The organism is Pseudomonas sp. UW4, from assembly GCF_000316175.1.
Taxonomy (GTDB): Bacteria; Pseudomonadota; Gammaproteobacteria; order Pseudomonadales; family Pseudomonadaceae; genus Aquipseudomonas; species Aquipseudomonas laurylsulfatiphila.
This window is the reverse complement of the sequence record NC_019670.1, coordinates 5,591,093-5,609,559: the sequence shown is the minus strand read 5'-3', so window position 1 is coordinate 5,609,559 and position 18,467 is coordinate 5,591,093. Positions and strand designations below refer to the sequence as shown.

General features: G+C 56.3%; 14 protein-coding genes, 2 tRNA genes and 2 rRNA genes. 9 read left to right on the top strand and 9 right to left on the bottom strand.

What is annotated here, in order from left to right:
• Window positions 1–7: 7 nt before the first annotated feature.
• A complete protein-coding gene (gene crp / locus PPUTUW4_RS24970; RefSeq protein ID WP_015097047.1) occupies window positions 8–652 on the bottom strand; it encodes a cAMP-activated global transcriptional regulator CRP in 645 nt (214 codons plus the stop codon).
• A 224-nt stretch (window positions 653–876) separates the two neighbouring features.
• On the opposite strand from crp, the gene PPUTUW4_RS24965 reads away from it, so the two are divergent.
• Together PPUTUW4_RS24965 and speD are read left to right on the top strand one after the other, a co-directional pair.
• The gene (locus PPUTUW4_RS24965; RefSeq protein ID WP_015097046.1) at window positions 877–1,299 is read left to right on the top strand and encodes an OsmC family protein; all 423 of its coding nucleotides are present in this window, start codon (window positions 877–879) and stop codon (window positions 1,297–1,299) included.
• 239 nt (window positions 1,300–1,538) lie between these two features.
• Window positions 1,539–2,330 (top strand): adenosylmethionine decarboxylase, encoded by a 792-nt coding sequence (gene speD / locus PPUTUW4_RS24960; protein ID WP_007980189.1) that lies wholly within the window; start codon window positions 1,539–1,541, stop codon window positions 2,328–2,330.
• Window positions 2,331–2,447: 117 nt separating this feature from the next.
• Here speD and coq7 read toward each other — a convergent pair whose 3' ends face one another.
• The 6 genes from coq7 to hemJ all read right to left on the bottom strand — a co-directional run bounded on the left by coq7 (window position 2,448) and on the right by hemJ (window position 7,062).
• Entirely contained in the window at window positions 2,448–3,095 is a 648-nt protein-coding gene (gene coq7 / locus PPUTUW4_RS24955) for a 2-polyprenyl-3-methyl-6-methoxy-1,4-benzoquinone monooxygenase (protein ID WP_007980187.1), read from the bottom strand.
• Between the two features lie 211 nt (window positions 3,096–3,306).
• On the bottom strand, window positions 3,307–3,645 hold the full coding sequence (locus PPUTUW4_RS24950) for a histidine triad nucleotide-binding protein (RefSeq protein ID WP_007980184.1): 339 nt from the start codon (window positions 3,643–3,645) through the stop codon (window positions 3,307–3,309).
• 80 nt (window positions 3,646–3,725) lie between these two features.
• Window positions 3,726–4,514, bottom strand: coding sequence for an SDR family oxidoreductase (locus PPUTUW4_RS24945; protein WP_015097045.1), 789 nt, complete (start codon window positions 4,512–4,514; stop codon window positions 3,726–3,728).
• A 61-nt stretch (window positions 4,515–4,575) separates the two neighbouring features.
• Complete coding sequence (locus PPUTUW4_RS24940) at window positions 4,576–5,541, bottom strand: DUF805 domain-containing protein (RefSeq protein WP_015097044.1); 966 nt, start codon at window positions 5,539–5,541, stop codon at window positions 4,576–4,578.
• A gap of 90 nt (window positions 5,542–5,631) precedes the next feature.
• Entirely contained in the window at window positions 5,632–6,600 is a 969-nt protein-coding gene (locus tag PPUTUW4_RS24935) for a nitronate monooxygenase family protein (protein ID WP_015097043.1), read from the bottom strand.
• Between the two features lie 33 nt (window positions 6,601–6,633).
• Window positions 6,634–7,062 (bottom strand): protoporphyrinogen oxidase HemJ, encoded by a 429-nt coding sequence (gene hemJ, locus PPUTUW4_RS24930; protein ID WP_015097042.1) that lies wholly within the window; start codon window positions 7,060–7,062, stop codon window positions 6,634–6,636.
• 294 nt (window positions 7,063–7,356) lie between these two features.
• On the opposite strand from hemJ, the gene argC reads away from it, so the two are divergent.
• A complete protein-coding gene (gene argC / locus PPUTUW4_RS24925) occupies window positions 7,357–8,391 on the top strand; it encodes an N-acetyl-gamma-glutamyl-phosphate reductase (protein WP_007980174.1) in 1,035 nt (344 codons plus the stop codon).
• 167 nt (window positions 8,392–8,558) lie between these two features.
• The gene (gene erpA, locus PPUTUW4_RS24920) at window positions 8,559–8,909 is read left to right on the top strand and encodes an iron-sulfur cluster insertion protein ErpA (RefSeq protein WP_007906865.1); all 351 of its coding nucleotides are present in this window, start codon (window positions 8,559–8,561) and stop codon (window positions 8,907–8,909) included.
• 68 nt (window positions 8,910–8,977) lie between these two features.
• Here the strand turns inward: erpA and PPUTUW4_RS24915 are convergent, their stop codons facing one another.
• Together PPUTUW4_RS24915 and PPUTUW4_RS24910 are read right to left on the bottom strand one after the other, a co-directional pair.
• Window positions 8,978–10,069, bottom strand: a complete 1,092-nt coding sequence (locus PPUTUW4_RS24915) for an anhydro-N-acetylmuramic acid kinase (RefSeq protein ID WP_015097040.1) — start codon at window positions 10,067–10,069, stop codon at window positions 8,978–8,980.
• A 3-nt stretch (window positions 10,070–10,072) separates the two neighbouring features.
• Window positions 10,073–11,491 (bottom strand): peptidoglycan DD-metalloendopeptidase family protein, encoded by a 1,419-nt coding sequence (locus tag PPUTUW4_RS24910; protein WP_041474962.1) that lies wholly within the window; start codon window positions 11,489–11,491, stop codon window positions 10,073–10,075.
• 210 nt (window positions 11,492–11,701) lie between these two features.
• On the opposite strand from PPUTUW4_RS24910, the gene tyrS reads away from it, so the two are divergent.
• The 5 genes from tyrS to PPUTUW4_RS24885 all read left to right on the top strand — a co-directional run bounded on the left by tyrS (window position 11,702) and on the right by PPUTUW4_RS24885 (window position 18,333).
• On the top strand, window positions 11,702–12,901 hold the full coding sequence (gene tyrS / locus PPUTUW4_RS24905; RefSeq protein WP_007980168.1) for a tyrosine--tRNA ligase: 1,200 nt from the start codon (window positions 11,702–11,704) through the stop codon (window positions 12,899–12,901).
• A gap of 494 nt (window positions 12,902–13,395) precedes the next feature.
• Window positions 13,396–14,930, top strand: a 16S ribosomal RNA gene (locus PPUTUW4_RS24900).
• Between the two features lie 80 nt (window positions 14,931–15,010).
• A tRNA-Ile gene (locus tag PPUTUW4_RS24895) sits at window positions 15,011–15,087 on the top strand.
• A 30-nt stretch (window positions 15,088–15,117) separates the two neighbouring features.
• Window positions 15,118–15,193: transfer RNA gene (locus tag PPUTUW4_RS24890), tRNA-Ala, on the top strand.
• Window positions 15,194–15,440: 247 nt separating this feature from the next.
• Window positions 15,441–18,333: ribosomal RNA gene (locus PPUTUW4_RS24885) — 23S ribosomal RNA — on the top strand.
• Together the 16S and 23S rRNA genes with 2 tRNA genes alongside form the textbook arrangement of a ribosomal RNA operon.
• Window positions 18,334–18,467: the final 134 nt, after the last annotated feature.

Genomic DNA, 18,467 nt, shown 5'->3' with positions numbered 1-18,467 from the left:
TTCGAGCTTATCGCGTACCGAAGACCACCATGGTCTTGCCTTTGACGTCCACAAGGTTGCGATCTTCCAGATCCTTGAGCACGCGACCGACCATCTCCCGGGAACAACCGACAATCCGCCCGATTTCCTGACGGGTCACCTTGATTTGCATGCCATCGGGGTGGGTCATGGCGTCTGGCTGCTTGCACAGCTCCAGCAGGCAGCGGGCAACGCGGCCGGTCACGTCAAAAAATGCCAGGTCACCGACCTTGCGCGTGGTATTGCGCAGGCGCTGTGCGATTTGTCCGCTGAGGACGTAAAGAATGTCCGGATCCTGCTGGGACAATTCGCGGAATTTTGTGTAGCTGATTTCCGCAACTTCGCATTCGACCTTGGCCCGCACCCAGGCACTGCGCTCCTGCTCCAGGCCGGCTTGCTCAAACAGGCCCAACTCACCGAAAAAGTCCCCGGCGTTCAGGTAGGAAATGATCATTTCCCGCCCGTCGTCATCCTCGATCAGGATGGTGACTGATCCTTTGATGATGTAGAACAGCGTTTCCGAGCGGTCACCGGCACAAATGATGTTGCTCTTGGCCTGATAGCGGCGGCGCTGGCAATGCATCAACAGCTTGTCGAGGTTCTTGATCTTGGGGTTGGGGGCAATAGCAACCATGGTTGTATCCCGAAAAGACTGCACGGTGTGGTTTTTATAAATAGCGAACGCTGGAGTGAGGCTGGCCATGCGCCATCGAATTGGCGTCAGCTTACCAGACACTTCCTGAAATATTCGAGCATTTACCTACAAGGCCGTGGGATATGTCCTAGGACGGCGGGCGCTGTCAATCTCGGGGGCTGTGCTAAGCTGGCGACCCTTTTTTATACAGTGGAGTCTTGGCGATGAAGGCACGCATCCAATGGGCTGGCGAAGCCATGTTCCTCGGCGAATCCGGTAGCGGTCATGTCGTGGTCATGGACGGTCCGCCCGATGCCGGCGGACGTAACCTGGGTGTCCGGCCGATGGAAATGCTGCTGCTGGGTGTCGGCGGTTGCAGCAATTTCGATGTGGTCAGCATCCTCAAGAAGTCCCGCCAGGCCGTCGAGAGCTGTGAAGCCTTCCTCGAAGCCGAGCGCGCGACCGAAGATCCAAAGGTTTTCACCAGGATCCACATGCACTTCGTGGTCAAGGGCCGCGGGCTGAAAGAGGCCCAGGTCAAACGTGCCATCGAGTTGTCTGCCGAGAAGTATTGCTCGGCCTCGATCATGCTCGGCGCGGCCGGTGTCGAGATTACCCACGACTACGAAATCATCGAGCTCGGTTGAATCGACATTCAACTATCATAAAAGCAGTGCAGACTCTGGCGAACACAAGCTGACGTCTGCATAATGCGCCACTTTTTTCAGGGTAGTGGCCCGTCAGCCGACGGGCCTCGCACCCGAACAGACAACCAAAATCGCCATCGCGAAGAGGTGTTAACCGTCCTACGCAGGTGCGTTGTTCGCATCTGACGGGCATGCTTGATCACGCGGCCGGGCCGCAAACACATAGAGAGTTTTTAACGGTGAAAAGCAAACTCAAGCTCCACGGGTTCAATAACCTGACAAAGACCTTGAGCTTCAACATCTATGACATCTGCTACGCGGAAACCCCGCAAGACCAGCAGGCTTACGTCGAGTACATCAATAAAGAGTACAACGCGAAACGCCTGACGCAGATCCTCACGGAAGTTGTCGATATCATTGGTGCCAACATCCTGAACATTGCCAGTCAGGACTATGAGCCGCAGGGCGCCAGCGTCACGATCCTGATCTCCGAAGAGCCGGTAACCCCGACCGACAGTCAGATCGAAGAGTCTCCGGGCCCGCTGCCCGAAATAATTCTGGCCCACCTCGACAAGAGCCACATCACGGTGCACACCTACCCGGAAATCCATCCGGTCAGCGGTATTGCAACCTTCCGTGTGGACATCGACGTGTCGACTTGCGGGGTCATTTCACCGCTTAAAGCGCTCAACTTCCTGATTCACCAGTTCGATTCGGACATCGTGACCGTGGATTACCGTGTGCGCGGCTTCACCCGTGACGTTGAAGGCAAAAAGCACTTCATCGACCACGAGATCAACTCGATCCAGAACTACCTCTCCGATGACACTCGCGACGCGTACCAGATGACCGACGTGAACGTGTACCAGGAAAACCTGTTCCACACCAAAATGCTGCTGAAGAACTTCGAACTGGATAACTACCTGTTCGGTGATGCCACCAGCAACCTGTCCTCTGAGCAACGTGCCCAGGTGACCGAGCGGGTGAAACACGAAATGCTCGAAATCTTCTACGCACGCAACATGGCGTAAGATTCTCGAACACAAAAAAGGCGACTACCTCATGGCAGTCGCCTTTTTTATTGCCGAAACGCGGCCCCTGTGGGAGCGGGCTTGCCCGCGAAGAGGCCCTCACAGGCGACCGGGATATCAGATCCGATAAGTACTCTTGGTCATCACCTTGGCCATCAGACTCATCCCGAACTTCACCGGCGCCGGAAAGCGGAACCCGCCAGCCTCCAGCGCGCTTTCGGCATGTTGTTCTTCATCGATGCGCATCTGCTCAAGAATTGCCCGGGATTTCTCATCCTCGGCCGGCAGTTGCTCCAGGTGTTCGTTCAGGTGTTTGCACACCTGATCCTCCGTTGCCGCGACGAATCCCAGGCTGACTTTGTCGCTGATCAGGCCAGCCACGGCGCCAATTCCGAACGACATGCCATAAAACAGCGGATTGAGGATGCTGGTGTGGCTGCCCAGTTGATGGATGCGTTGTTCGCACCAGACCAGATGATCGATTTCTTCTTCGGCGGCGTGCTCCATGGCGGCACGCACCTGCGGCAGTCTGGCGGTCAGCGCCTGCCCCTGATACAACGCCTGGGCGCAGACTTCGCCGGTATGGTTGATGCGCATCAGGCCGGCAACGTGGCGCGTGTCTTCGTCGCTCATTTTTGCATCGGGCTGCACGATGGCCGGCGACGGACGGTACGGCTGGCCACTGAAGGGCAGCAGGGTGCGCATCGCGGCATCGGCTTGCAGCAGAAGGCGGTCAATGGGCGAGTAGTGACGTTGGGTAGTCATGCTGACCTCCGGGGAGAATTTCGGCGGCCAGTTTAACCCAATCGGCCGGGGATGGTTTGCGCTGGGTCATTGTGATGCAGAGGCTGTGACAGTGTTGTGATGCCTTTTGTGGGAGCGGGCTTGCTCGCGAAGTCGGAGTGTCAGTCAACAAAGATGTTGAAAGTGAGGCCCTCTTCGCGAGCAAGCCCGCTCCCACAAGGGGGTGCAGCAATCAGCCCGGCGGCCAGTGCATCTGGCGCTGGCCAAGCACGTGCATATGAATGTGGTAGACGGTTTGCCCGCCTTCTTCATTGCAGTTCATGACGACGCGGAAGCCTTTTTCGCAGCCCAGTTCCAGGGCCAGGCGCTGGGCGGTGAACAGAATGTGTCCGGCCAGTGCCTTGTCGTCCTCCGTCAGATCGTTCAGGGTGCGAACCGGCTTCTTCGGGATCACCAGGAAATGTACCGGTGCCTGTGGGGAAATGTCGTGGAAGGCCAGTACCTGGTCGTCCTCGTAAATGATCTTCGCCGGGATTTCCCGGTTGATGATCTTGGTGAACAGAGTATCCACAGCTGTTTTCTCCGTTGTTTGGGCTGGCCTGAGTGTACTCATGGCGTATGCCAGCGCCCAGCCTTTTACCTTGAGTTGGATCAGCGCGGGCAGTAAGCCTTGTTGACCATGCCGGCGATTGTGCGAGTCAGCCAGCGTGAGCCGAGCCTCGGCAGGAAAGCGAGCCAGCGGTTGCGCCGCCCCGGAATAATGATCGCTTGATTCTTTTCCAGGGCGCGCACGGTGTAGAGCGCCACTTCCTCGGGACTCATCAATAGTTTGCTGTTGGTCAGTTTGTCGCTGTCGAGTTGCGCGGTACGGAAGAACGCTGTGCGGGTCGGCCCGGGGCAGAGCACCGAAACCTTGATCGCGCACTTTTTCAGCTCGACGCGCAATCCCTCGGAAAAGTGCAGCACATAGGCCTTGCTGGCGTAATAGGTGCTCATCCATGGTCCCGGCTGAAACGCTGCAACCGAGGCCACATTCAGAATCTGCCCACCGCCTTGCAGGGCCATGCTGTTGCCGATGGCATGGCACAGGCGGGTGAGGGCGAGGATGTTCACTTCGATCAGGTCTTGCTCGGTCATCCAGTCCTGGGCCAGAAACGGGCCGCATGTACCGATGCCGGCGCAATTGACCAACAGATCGATTTGCCGGTCGCCTTCCTCCAGCTCCAGCAGGAATCCGGACAGGCGCAACGGTTCGCCCAGGTCACAGGCACGGAACAGCACTTCCACGCCGAACCTTTGGGTCAACTCAATCGCAATGCTTTCCAGCTGATCACGTTGTCGGGCCACCAGAATCAGGCTGCGGCCGCGCCGGGCCAGCGCTTCGGCCATTGCCAGGCCGATGCCGCTGGAGGCGCCAGTGATCAGAGCGTAACGGGTCATGCAGTTCTCCATCGCAACAGCTCCGCGCCGCGACGCAGGTGTCACGAGCCAGGAGCGCTGTTCATTCTTTCGCAGAGTCTACAGGGGGCTGGGCCTCTTCGGCTGCATCGTCGGTGGAATTTGGCACCGGTTCGACCTCGACGTCGATTTCATCGGTAGTGACCGAACTGCTGTCGTAGCTGCTCTGGGCGGCGTTTTCGTATTCTTCCTGTATCGCCGAGAGTCCACCGGCCAGGGAGCCGACCAGGATCAGAGCGATGACGACCAGCCACAGCGAAGACAATACTTTGACCGCGGTGCTGTTCGGCGGAGGCGGTGGACCGTAGCGGTTGGCCAGTTCGTTGCCCGGTACAACCATGGTCACGAACGGAAAGAAAGTACCCACAAACGGCACCAGGTTCAGCAGCCACAGCCAGCCGGACCAGCCGACATCGTGCAAACGTTGAACGGTGATCTGGATGCTGACGAAGGCAAATCCGACAAACAGGATCAGGGCCAGCAAGCCACCCAGGATCAGGCCGGCGGTTGAATCCGCACCGATGAGGGCCAGGGCGACCAATGCAAACACCCCGCAAACAGCCGAGAGCACCAGTGTCAGCACCAGCGTCCAGGCAAGATAACGCAAGCGACCGATACGGCCATCGAAACTGAATGGCTGGAGCGTGGCGAATTCCGCCACGGCTTCGCCGACGGGCGCGCGAGGCGCAGCGTAAGGAGACTGCGGTTCTGCCAAGGCCGCCTGGCTACTTGCCGGGGTATGGTCATGCACGTCGGCGAGATTCAACTCGATCGGTGTTTCGGCTTCGATGCGCGCGTCGATACCGGTCTTGCTCAGCGCCTGGAGATAGGTCTGGGCATCGGCCTGCGTCAGGTTGCGTTTGAGCGCTACCGGGCGCCCGGCGAACAAGCGCTCGATGGCTGTGACATCGCTTTTGAACAAATCGGCGAGATTGAGCTTTGCCGTGGTGATATCTACACCGGGCAGCAAGGCACCTTCGAATACGATCTTGAAACGATTTTCGCCCATGTGCGAAGCATCCTTGTCGCGAGAGGTTGAAAGAAGGTTGTGTCCGGGTGAGTGTAAGGCCAGCCGGGAGGGGCTGGCCAAGATTTGCTGTCAGCGCGGCCAGCGTTTTGGCAGCTGGGCCGCATGCTCCAGGGCTTGGCGGTACTCGGCGTCGAGACGTGCAATCAACTGCTCGACACTCGGCAAGTCCTCGATTTCTCCGACGCCCTGGCCAGCAGACCAAACGGTTTTCCAGGCTTTGGCCTCATCGCTCACGGGTTTGAGCTTGGAACCGAAGTTGATCTCGCCCTTGCCCTGCAACGCGGCCATGTCGAAACCGGCGGCTTCCAGGCTCTGGCGCATGAAACTTGCGGGGACACCTGACACGGCTGGAGTATGGATGATGTCTGCAGCTTTGGATGTCAGCAGCATTTCTTTGTAGGCCTCGGGCGCGTGACTTTCGGTCGTGCCGATAAACCGAGTGCCAAAGTAGGCCAGATCCGCGCCGAGTAATTGCGCGGCAAGAATTTCATGCCCGTGGTTCAAGCAGCCGGCCAGCAACAGGGTCTTGTCGAAGAACTGGCGGATTTCGGCAATCAGCGAGAACGGGCTCCAGGTCCCGGCGTGTCCACCGGCCCCGGCAGCCACGGCGATCAATCCATCCACGCCGGCTTCGGCCGCTTTCTCGGCATGACGACGTGTCGTCACGTCATGGAACACCAGGCCGCCGTAGCTGTGTACCGCATCGACCAGTTCTTTCACGGCGCCGAGGCTGGTGATCACGATCGGCACTTTGTGCTCTACACAGATCTCCAGGTCCGCCTGTAAGCGTGGATTGCTGTTATGCACGATCAGGTTCACGGCATAAGGCGCGGGGTTTTCCATTGTTGCCAGCCCGGCTTCGATCTCTTCCAGCCAGGCCTTGAAGCCGCTGCTTTCGCGCTGATTCAGCGCCGGGAAGCTGCCGACCACGCCCTGACGACAGCAGGCGAGTACCAATTGCGGATTGGAAATCAGGAACATCGGCGCAGCCACCACCGGCAGACGCAAACGTTGTTCGAGCAGAGCGGGCAGCGACATTGGAAGTACCCCGATGAGTGGTGTCTATTGGACTTAGAACGGCCGAACGACGACCAGAATTACGACTGCCAGCAATATCAGAACCGGAACCTCATTGAACCAGCGATAAAAGACATGGCTGCGGGTGTTTTCGCCACGGGCAAAACGTTTTACCTGGGCGCCGCACATGTGGTGATAGCCGATCAGGATCACCACCAGGGTCAGTTTGGCGTGTATCCAGCCACCCTGGCTGAAGATGCCTGGATTGAGGTAGATCAGCCAGCCACCGAATATCAGCGTGGCGATCATCGCCGGGCCCATGATGCCTCGGTACAGCTTGCGCTCCATTACGCTGAAGCGTTCCTTGCTGATCGTGTCTTCACTTTGTGCGTGATAAACGAACAGTCTTGGCAGGTAGAACAGGCCGGCAAACCAGCACACGACGCTGACGATATGAAACGCTTTGAGCCACAGATAGAGCATTTTTAGTTATTCCAGGTTCACGGTAGTCTGAATAGTAGAGAAAGAGTCCCGTCTCGGACATAACTGTTCAATTTTGACGGTGTCTTTTGCCGCCATACTGCGTTGCCGCTCCTCGCCATAGCGGGCTATGACTCGTCGCGGCGCCTTGTCTGGCAACAAAATCCACTCGCCAAAACTTGAACGTATGCCCGAGACGGGACTTGTGAGCGTCCGCACGTCACCTTGACGGTTGTCGCAGAGGCGCGCGGCCCCTATTATCGACGGCTTTCCAGTGGGTTCGTTGAGGGCAGGTTTATGGTCAAGGTCGGTATCGTCGGCGGCACGGGTTACACCGGTGTCGAACTGCTGCGTCTGTTGGCGCAACATCCGCAAGCTGAGGTGGTTGTCATCACTTCCCGATCCGAGGCTGGCCTGGCCGTAGCCGACATGTACCCGAACCTGCGAGGCCATTACGACGGCCTGGCGTTCAGCGTTCCGGATATCAAGACCCTGGGGGCCTGCGATGTGGTGTTCTTCGCCACGCCGCACGGTGTTGCCCATGCCCTGGCGGGCGAACTGCTGGCGGCCGGGACCAAGGTCATCGACCTGTCGGCCGACTTCCGTCTGCAAGACGCCGATGAATGGGCCAAGTGGTACGGCCAGCCGCACGGCGCACCGGAACTGCTGGACGAGGCGGTCTACGGCTTGCCGGAAGTCAATCGCGAGCAGATCAAGAAAGCGCGCCTGATTGCCGTGCCGGGCTGCTACCCAACTGCGACGCAATTGGGTTTCCTGCCATTGCTCGAAGCCGGCCTGGCCGATGCTGCGCATCTGATTGCTGACTGCAAATCCGGCGTCAGCGGTGCCGGTCGTGGTGCTTCCGTAGGTTCTCTGTACTCCGAGACGTCGGAAAGCATGAAGGCCTATGCCGTCAAAGGTCACCGTCATCTGCCGGAAATCCGCCAGGGGTTGCGTCGTGCAGCGGGCAAGGACGTCGGGCTGACTTTCGTTCCGCACCTGACACCCATGATTCGCGGCATTCACTCGACGCTCTACGCCACTGTTGTTGATCGCTCGGTGGATCTGCAGGCGTTGTTTGAAAAGCGTTATGCCAACGAACCGTTCGTCGATGTCATGCCGGCCGGCAGCCATCCGGAGACGCGTAGCGTGCGGGGCGCCAACGTCTGCCGTATTGCCGTGCATCGCCCTCAGGACGGTGATCTGGTGGTGGTGCTGTCGGTGATCGACAACCTGGTCAAAGGGGCGTCGGGGCAGGCCGTGCAGAACATGAACATTCTGTTCGGGCTGGATGAGCGTCTGGGTCTCTCCCACGCCGGCATGCTGCCGTAAGGTTTATCGCGTACAGCAAAAAGGCCCGTCAGACGGGCCTTTTTGCATTCCGGGCCGGCGATCGGATTGGTTGATATACCATAACAATAGTTGACCGCTTTTCTAGGAGAAGCGGATAATGCGCGTCATCACGCAATATGACGGCGTAACGCCGGGAGATAGTCAGCATGAGCGTCGAATCCTTCACCCCCACGGCTTTGCAATTCACCCACGGTGCCGCGCACAAGGTGAAGAGCCTGGTCGATGAAGAGGGGAATGATCGCTTGAAGCTGCGCGTATTCGTTACGGGCGGCGGTTGTTCAGGTTTTCAGTACGGTTTCACTTTCGATGAGGAAGTGGCCGATGACGACACCATCGTCGAGCGCGAAGGCGTGAGCCTGGTGGTCGATCCGATGAGCTTCCAGTACCTGGCCGGTGCCGAGGTGGACTACCAGGAAGGTCTGGAAGGTTCGCGCTTCGTCATCAAGAACCCGAATGCGACCACCACCTGTGGCTGCGGTTCTTCGTTCTCGATCTGATCAGCGCACCTGTTTCACAGAACGCCGCACGGCCTCAGGGTCTTGCGGCGTTTTGCTGTGTGGAGGATTTATGCGGGGTAGATGGCGCCGAGTACGCGCAACCCGCGGGCACCGGTAACGCTCGGACGGTTGGCCGCGATGCCTTCGAGGCAGCAATGAGCCAGCCACGCGAAGGCCATGGCCTCGACCCAGTCGGGGTCTACACCGTAAGTCGCGGTGCTGCTGACACTGGCGTTTGGCAACAGGCTGGCCAGGCGGTTCATCAAGGCTGTGTTGTGGGCGCCGCCGCCGCAGACCAGCAGTTCCTGCGTGTCTGTCTGGGCGCTTTGCAGTGATTCGATGATGGTCAGTGCGGTCAGTTCAAGCAGCGTCGCCTGAACATCTTCGGCGCAGAAGGCTGGCAGTTGCGCCAGATGCTGCGTCAGCCATGGCAGGTTGAACACTTCCCGCCCAGTACTCTTCGGGCCTTTGGTCACAAAGAATGGGTCACTCAGCAGCGCATTCAACAGCACCGGTTGAATGTTGCCGCTGGCAGCCCATTGGCCGTCACGGTCAAAGTGGTCGCCGCGTTGCTGGTGAATCCAGGCGTCCAGCAGCACATTGCCCGGGCCGCAGTCGAAACCGGCTACCGGCTTGCCGGGCTCGATAAGGCTGAGATTGCTGAAGCCGCCTACGTTCAGTACTGCACGATTCCCGCCCCGTTCTTCAAACAAGGCTTCGTGAAAGGCGGGAACCAGCGGTGCACCTTGTCCCCCGGCAGCGACGTCGCGGCTGCGGAAGTCGCTGACCACGGTGATGCCGGTCAGCTCCGTCAGCAGGGCCGGGTTGCCGATCTGCACGGTGAAGCCGCGTGCCGGTTCATGGCGGATGGTCTGGCCATGGCTGCCAATGGCGCGAATGTCGTCAGGCTTCAGTTGCTGTTGAGCGAGGAGGGTGTGAATCCCTTGCGCTGCCAGTTTCACCCAGTTCTGCTGGGCGATGGCGGAGCGGGCAATTTCGTCCGGGCCGCTGGCGCACAAGCCGAGCAGCTCGGCGCGCAGGGAGTCGGGCATCGGGATGTAGTGTGAGGCGATCAACCTGATCGCCGGGGTTTGCTCGATCAGCGCGATATCCAGGCCATCAAGGCTGGTCCCGGACATCACACCTATATAGAGCGCCATGACTTAACGCTTGCTCGAAGCCAGCATCGTGGCTTTTTCCTGATCCATGCGCGCCATCAGGGGCTGGCTTTGGGCGAGGAAGCGTGCGCGTTCGGCCTTGGCAATCGGATCGGCCATTGGCAGTTTCTGGCCCAGCGGGTCGACGTGCACACCATTGACCTGGAACTCGTAGTGCAGGTGCGGGCCAGTGGAGAGGCCTGTGGTGCCGATATAGCCAATCACCTGGCCCTGCTTCACCGTGCCGCCAGTCTTCACGCCTTTGGCGAAGCCTTGCATGTGGCCGTAGAGCGTGGTGTAGGTGTTGCCGTGCTGGAGGACGACGGTATTGCCGTAGCCACCACGGCGACCGGCCAGCAAGACCTTGCCATCACCGGCTGCCTTGATCGGCGTGCCGCGCGGTGCTGCGTAGTCGACGCCTTTGTGGGCGCGGATCTTGTTCAGGATCGGGTGCTTGCGGCCCATGGAAAATTTCGAGCTGATGCGGGCGAAGTCCACCGGTGTGCGGATGAACGCTTTGCGCATGCTGTTGCCGTCAGCGGTGTAGTAGCTGCTGTTGCCTTGTTTGTTGGTGTAGCGAACAGCGGTGTAGGTCTTGCCGCGGTTGGTAAAGCGCGCTGACAGGATCGGGCCATTGCCGACGGCCTTGCCGTTGACCACTTTTTGCTCGTAGATCACGTCGAATTCGTCGCCCTGGCGAATGTCCTGGGCGAAGTCCACGTCGTAGCCAAACACACTGGCCATGTCCATGGTCAGGCTGTGGGACAGGCCCGCTCGGGCTGCGGACTGCGACAGCGAACTGTTGATCACGCCGTGAACATAGGCGGAGCGCACGGTTGGTTTCGCAGTGATGCGATTGAACGTGTAACCCTTGTCGTTCCTGGTCAGGCTGATGCTTTCGACGTCGTTGAGCTTGCTGTGCAAGTTGGTCAACTGGCCGTCAGGGCTCAGTTCGAATTCAAGTTTTTGCCCGCGCTTGAGCTGGCTGAACTGCTTGGCCTGCTTGTCGCTGGCCAGTATTTCATGCACTGAAGTGGCTGGAAGCCCGACTTTCTCGAACAGCGTGGAGAGAGTATCGCCCTTGGCGACGATCACTTCCCTGTGGCTTGCCGGCTTCTTTTCTTCAACGACCGGCGCCGGTTCGGCTTGAGCGGTTTCCTGGGTGTCCTCGGCGCTGTTGTCGATCTGCGCGGAAGGGGGGGGTACAGGTTCATTTGTGGCTTGAACGACGTCAGCAGCGTCTTGATCTTGTGTCAGTTGTTCAGCAGGACTTTCCAGTTCAAGACTCAGGGTCGTTTTTTTGGCTTCAACATCGCTGGAAGGGAATACCAGGAGCGCCAGGCTGAGAAGGGCGGCGATTCCACTTGCGGCGAGCAGGTGGGTCTTCGGGTAAAGCGGCGGCGCTTTAGACGATTCTTTGGTCATAAGTGGTTTTGACTTTGAAAAGATGAATTGGAAAAGATGAATGACATGATGAAGATGAAATAACTGTATAAAATATAACCAAATCATCTCTGAAGCAAGTCCGTAGGTGTCCTGCCTGCGGATTGGCGTCCGTGCGCCGGGCAAACCTTGTATTTGACGCGCGATCTTGTATGGTTGGTTCCCTTTGAATCTGAGCCTTGCGGGTCTGTTATGAAGTCGGTTGAAGAGCAGCTAGCGCTGATCAAACGTGGTGCGGAAGAACTGTTGGTCGAGTCCGAGCTGATTGAAAAGCTCAAGCGTGGCCAGCCGCTACGTATTAAGGCGGGCTTCGATCCAACGGCTCCGGACCTGCACCTGGGCCACACCGTGCTTATTAATAAGCTGCGTCAGTTCCAGGAGCTGGGGCATCAGGTGATCTTCCTGATTGGTGACTTCACCGGGATGATCGGCGATCCGAGCGGCAAAAGTGCTACGCGTCCGCCGCTCACTCGCGAGCAGGTCCTCGAGAACGCCGAGACCTACAAGACTCAGGTCTTCAAGATTCTGGACCCGGCAAAGACCGAAGTGGCCTTCAACTCCACCTGGATGGATCAGATGGGTCCGGCCGACTTCATTCGCCTGACTTCGCAGTACACCGTGGCTCGCATGCTCGAGCGCGATGACTTCGACAAGCGCTACACGACCAATCAGCCGATCGCCATTCACGAATTCCTGTATCCGCTGGTTCAGGGTTACGACTCGGTAGCTTTGCGCGCGGACGTCGAACTCGGTGGTACCGATCAGAAGTTCAACCTGCTGATGGGGCGTGAGCTACAGCGTGGTTATGGCCAGGAAGCTCAGTGCATCTTGACCATGCCGCTGCTTGAGGGGCTGGATGGCGTCAAGAAGATGTCCAAGTCCTTGGGCAACTACGTCGGCATCCAGGAAGCGCCGGGTGTGATGTACAGCAAGCTGGTTTCCATTCCGGACGCGCTGATGTGGCGCTACTTCGAATTGCTCAGCTTCCGCTCCATGGATGAGATCAATGCGTTCCGCGCTGATGTGGAGGCGGGTGCCAATCCGCGCGACATCAAGATCAAGCTGGCTGAAGAGATCGTTGCGCGCTTCCATGGTGAAGAGGCTGCTGCCAACGCTCATCGTGCTGCCGGTAACCGAATGAAGGATGGCGAGCTGCCGGACGATCTGCCAGAGATCGAGTTGACTGCTGCCGAGGATATGCCGATTGCTGCTGTCCTTAATAAGGCGGGCCTGGTGAAGAACTCGGCAATGGCGCGCGATCTTCTCGGCTCGGGTGGCGTGCGTATAGATGGTGAGGTGGTTGATCGCACTTTTATATACGCAGTGGGTGCGACCCATGTTTGCCAGGCCGGCAAGAAAGCATTTGCGCGTATTACGCTCAAGGCTGAATAAAGTTGAAATTAAGTGTTGACGGCGAATTTTAGAAGCCTATAATTCGCCCCACTTCCGGCGCAGTCGAAACGGAAAACTCCTTGATAAACAAAGAGTTACGCAGTTTTCGGCAGCAGGTTGCTTCAGTTCATCGAGGCGCCAAGGAAGTTGAAAAAGAGGTGTTGACAGCAGCGAGTAACGCTGTAGAATTCGCCTCCCGCTGACGAGAGATCGAAAGCGCAAGTGGTTGAAGTTGTTAAGGATTCCTTGAAAACTTCTGAAAATAATCACTTGACAGCAAATGAGGCTGCTGTAGAATGCGCGCCTCGGTTGAGACGAAAGATCTTAACCAACCGCTCTTTAACAATTGAATCAAGCAATTCGTGTGGGTGCTTGTGGAGTCAGACTGCTAGTCAACAGATTATCAGCATCACAAGTTACTCCGCGAGAAATCAAAGATGTAACCAACGATTGCTGAGCCAAGTTTAGGGTTTTCTCAAAACCCAAAGATGTTTGAACTGAAGAGTTTGATCATGGCTCAGATTGAACGCTGGCGGCAGGCCTAACACATGCAAGTCGAGCGGATGAAGAGAGCTTGCTCTCTGATTCAGCGGCGGACGGGTGAGTAATGCCTAGGAATCTGCCTGGTAGTGGGGGACAACGTTTCGAAAGGAACGCTAATACCGCATACGTCCTACGGGAGAAAGCAGGGGACCTTCGGGCCTTGCGCTATCAGATGAGCCTAGGTCGGATTAGCTAGTTGGTGAGGTAATGGCTCACCAAGGCGACGATCCGTAACTGGTCTGAGAGGATGATCAGTCACACTGGAACTGAGACACGGTCCAGACTCCTACGGGAGGCAGCAGTGGGGAATATTGGACAATGGGCGAAAGCCTGATCCAGCCATGCCGCGTGTGTGAAGAAGGTCTTCGGATTGTAAAGCACTTTAAGTTGGGAGGAAGGGCATTAACCTAATACGTTAGTGTTTTGACGTTACCGACAGAATAAGCACCGGCTAACTCTGTGCCAGCAGCCGCGGTAATACAGAGGGTGCAAGCGTTAATCGGAATTACTGGGCGTAAAGCGCGCGTAGGTGGTTTGTTAAGTTGGATGTGAAAGCCCCGGGCTCAACCTGGGAACTGCATTCAAAACTGACAAGCTAGAGTATGGTAGAGGGTGGTGGAATTTCCTGTGTAGCGGTGAAATGCGTAGATATAGGAAGGAACACCAGTGGCGAAGGCGACCACCTGGACTGATACTGACACTGAGGTGCGAAACGGTGGGGAGCAAACAGGATTAGATACCCTGGTAGTCCACGCCGTAAACGATGTCAACTAGCCGTTGGGAGCCTTGAGCTCTTAGTGGCGCCAGTAACGCATTAAGTTGACCGCCTGGGGAGTACGGCCGCAAGTTAAAACTCAAATGAATTGACGGGGGCCCGCACAAGCGTGGAGCATGTGGTTTAATTCGAAGCAACGCGAAGAACCTTACCAGGCCTTGACATCCAATGAACTTTCCAGAGATGGATTGGTGCCTTCGGGAGCATTGAGACAGGTGCTGCATGGCTGTCGTCAGCTCGTGTCGTGAGATGTTGGGTTAAGTCCCGTAACGAGCGCAACCCTTGTCCTTAGTTACCAGCACGTAATGGTGGGCACTCTAAGGAGACTGCCGGTGACAAACCGGAGGAAGGTGGGGATGACGTCAAGTCATCATGGCCCTTACGGCCTGGGCTACACACGTGCTACAATGGTCGGTACAGAGGGTTGCCAAGCCGCGAGGTGGAGCTAATCCCACAAAACCGATCGTAGTCCGGATCGCAGTCTGCAACTCGACTGCGTGAAGTCGGAATCGCTAGTAATCGCGAATCAGAATGTCGCGGTGAATACGTTCCCGGGCCTTGTACACACCGCCCGTCACACCATGGGAGTGGGTTGCACCAGAAGTAGCTAGTCTAACCTTCGGGAGGACGGTTACCACGGTGTGATTCATGACTGGGGTGAAGTCGTAACAAGGTAGCCGTAGGGGAACCTGCGGCTGGATCACCTCCTTAATCGACGACTCAGCTGCTCCATAAGCTCCCACACGAATTGCTTGATTCATTGAAGAAGACGAAAGAAGCAGCCCGAAATTGGGTCTGTAGCTCAGTTGGTTAGAGCGCACCCCTGATAAGGGTGAGGTCGGCAGTTCGAATCTGCCCAGACCCACCAATTTTGTGTGGGAAACGCCTGTAGAAATACGGGGCCATAGCTCAGCTGGGAGAGCGCCTGCCTTGCACGCAGGAGGTCAACGGTTCGATCCCGTTTGGCTCCACCACTACTGCTTCTGATTGTATAAAGCTTAGAAATGAGCATTCCATCGGTTCGATGGTGAATGTTGATTTCTAGTCTTTGACTAGTTCGTTCTTTAAAAATTTGGGTATGTGATAGAAAGATAGACTGAACGTTACTTTCACTGGTAACGGATCAGGCTAAGGTAAAATTTGTGAGTTCTCTTAGTTGAGAAATTCGAATTTTCGGCGAATGTCGTCTTCACAGTATAACCAGATTGCTTGGGGTTATATGGTCAAGTGAAGAAGCGCATACGGTGGATGCCTTGGCAGTCAGAGGCGATGAAAGACGTGGTAGCCTGCGAAAAGCTTCGGGGAGTCGGCAAACAGACTTTGATCCGGAGATGTCTGAATGGGGGAACCCAGCCATCATAAGATGGTTATCTTGTACTGAATACATAGGTGCAAGAGGCGAACCAGGGGAACTGAAACATCTAAGTACCCTGAGGAAAAGAAATCAACCGAGATTCCCTTAGTAGTGGCGAGCGAACGGGGACTAGCCCTTAAGTGGCTTTGAGATTAGCGGAACGCTCTGGAAAGTGCGGCCATAGTGGGTGATAGCCCTGTACGCGAAAATCTCTTAGTCATGAAATCGAGTAGGACGGAGCACGAGAAACTTTGTCTGAATATGGGGGGACCATCCTCCAAGGCTAAATACTACTGACTGACCGATAGTGAACTAGTACCGTGAGGGAAAGGCGAAAAGAACCCCGGAGAGGGGAGTGAAATAGATCCTGAAACCGTATGCGTACAAGCAGTGGGAGCCTACTTTGTTAGGTGACTGCGTACCTTTTGTATAATGGGTCAGCGACTTATTTTCAGTGGCGAGCTTAACCGAATAGGGGAGGCGTAGCGAAAGCGAGTCTTAATAGGGCGTCTAGTCGCTGGGAATAGACCCGAAACCGGGCGATCTATCCATGGGCAGGTTGAAGGTTAGGTAACACTGACTGGAGGACCGAACCGACTACCGTTGAAAAGTTAGCGGATGACCTGTGGATCGGAGTGAAAGGCTAATCAAGCTCGGAGATAGCTGGTTCTCCTCGAAAGCTATTTAGGTAGCGCCTCATGTATCACTGTAGGGGGTAGAGCACTGTTTCGGCTAGGGGGTCATCCCGACTTACCAAACCGATGCAAACTCCGAATACCTACAAGTGCCGAGCATGGGAGACACACGGCGGGTGCTAACGTCCGTCGTGAAAAGGGAAACAACCCAGACCGTCAGCTAAGGTCCCAAAGTTATGGTTAAGTGGGAAACGATGTGGGAAGGCTTAGACAGCTAGGAGGTTGGCTTAGAAGCAGCCACCCTTTAAAGAAAGCGTAATAGCTCACTAGTCGAGTCGGCCTGCGCGGAAGATGTAACGGGGCTCAAACCATACACCGAAGCTACGGGTATCATCTTCGGATGATGCGGTAGAGGAGCGTTCTGTAAGCCTGTGAAGGTGAGTTGAGAAGCTTGCTGGAGGTATCAGAAGTGCGAATGCTGACATGAGTAACGACAATGGGTGTGAAAAACACCCACGCCGAAAGACCAAGGTTTCCTGCGCAACGTTAATCGACGCAGGGTTAGTCGGTCCCTAAGGCGAGGCTGAAAAGCGTAGTCGATGGAAAACAGGTTAATATTCCTGTACTTCTGGTTATTGCGATGGAGGGACGGAGAAGGCTAGGCCAGCTTGGCGTTGGTTGTCCAAGTTTAAGGTGGTAGGCTGAGATCTTAGGTAAATCCGGGATCTTAAGGCCGAGAGCTGATGACGAGTTACCCTTTGGGTGACGAAGTGGTTGATGCCATGCTTCCAAGAAAAGCTTCTAAGCTTCAGATAACCAGGAACCGTACCCCAAACCGACACAGGTGGTTGGGTAGAGAATACCAAGGCGCTTGAGAGAACTCGGGTGAAGGAACTAGGCAAAATGGCACCGTAACTTCGGGAGAAGGTGCGCCGGTGAGGGTGAAGGACTTGCTCCGTAAGCCCACGCCGGTCGAAGATACCAGGCCGCTGCGACTGTTTATTAAAAACACAGCACTCTGCAAACACGAAAGTGGACGTATAGGGTGTGACGCCTGCCCGGTGCCGGAAGGTTAATTGATGGGGTTAGCTAACGCGAAGCTCTTGATCGAAGCCCCGGTAAACGGCGGCCGTAACTATAACGGTCCTAAGGTAGCGAAATTCCTTGTCGGGTAAGTTCCGACCTGCACGAATGGCGTAACGATGGCGGCGCTGTCTCCACCCGAGACTCAGTGAAATTGAAATCGCTGTGAAGATGCAGTGTATCCGCGGCTAGACGGAAAGACCCCGTGAACCTTTACTATAGCTTTGCACTGGACTTTGAATTTGCTTGTGTAGGATAGGTGGGAGGCTTTGAAGCGTGGACGCCAGTTCGCGTGGAGCCATCCTTGAAATACCACCCTGGCAACTTTGAGGTTCTAACTCAGGTCCGTTATCCGGATCGAGGACAGTGTATGGTGGGTAGTTTGACTGGGGCGGTCTCCTCCTAAAGAGTAACGGAGGAGTACGAAGGTGCGCTCAGACCGGTCGGAAATCGGTCGTAGAGTATAAAGGCAAAAGCGCGCTTGACTGCGAGACAGACACGTCGAGCAGGTACGAAAGTAGGTCTTAGTGATCCGGTGGTTCTGTATGGAAGGGCCATCGCTCAACGGATAAAAGGTACTCCGGGGATAACAGGCTGATACCGCCCAAGAGTTCATATCGACGGCGGTGTTTGGCACCTCGATGTCGGCTCATCACATCCTGGGGCTGAAGCCGGTCCCAAGGGTATGGCTGTTCGCCATTTAAAGTGGTACGCGAGCTGGGTTTAGAACGTCGTGAGACAGTTCGGTCCCTATCTGCCGTGGACGTTTGAGATTTGAGAGGGGCTGCTCCTAGTACGAGAGGACCGGAGTGGACGAACTCTGGTGTTCCGGTTGTCACGCCAGTGGCATTGCCGGGTAGCTATGTTCGGAAAAGATAACCGCTGAAAGCATCTAAGCGGGAAACTTGCCTCAAGATGAGATCTCACTGGAACCTTGAGTTCCCTGAAGGGCCGTCGAAGACTACGACGTTGATAGGTTGGGTGTGTAAGCGCTGTGAGGCGTTGAGCTAACCAATACTAATTGCCCGTGAGGCTTGACCATATAACACCCAAGCAATTTGCTTACTTCGAAAGAAGCATCAGATTGCGGTGTGTGAAGACGAAACGAACCGAAAGTTCGAAAGACTCACAAAACACCGAAGCTATCACCTACCCAATTTGCTGAAGCGAGACCAA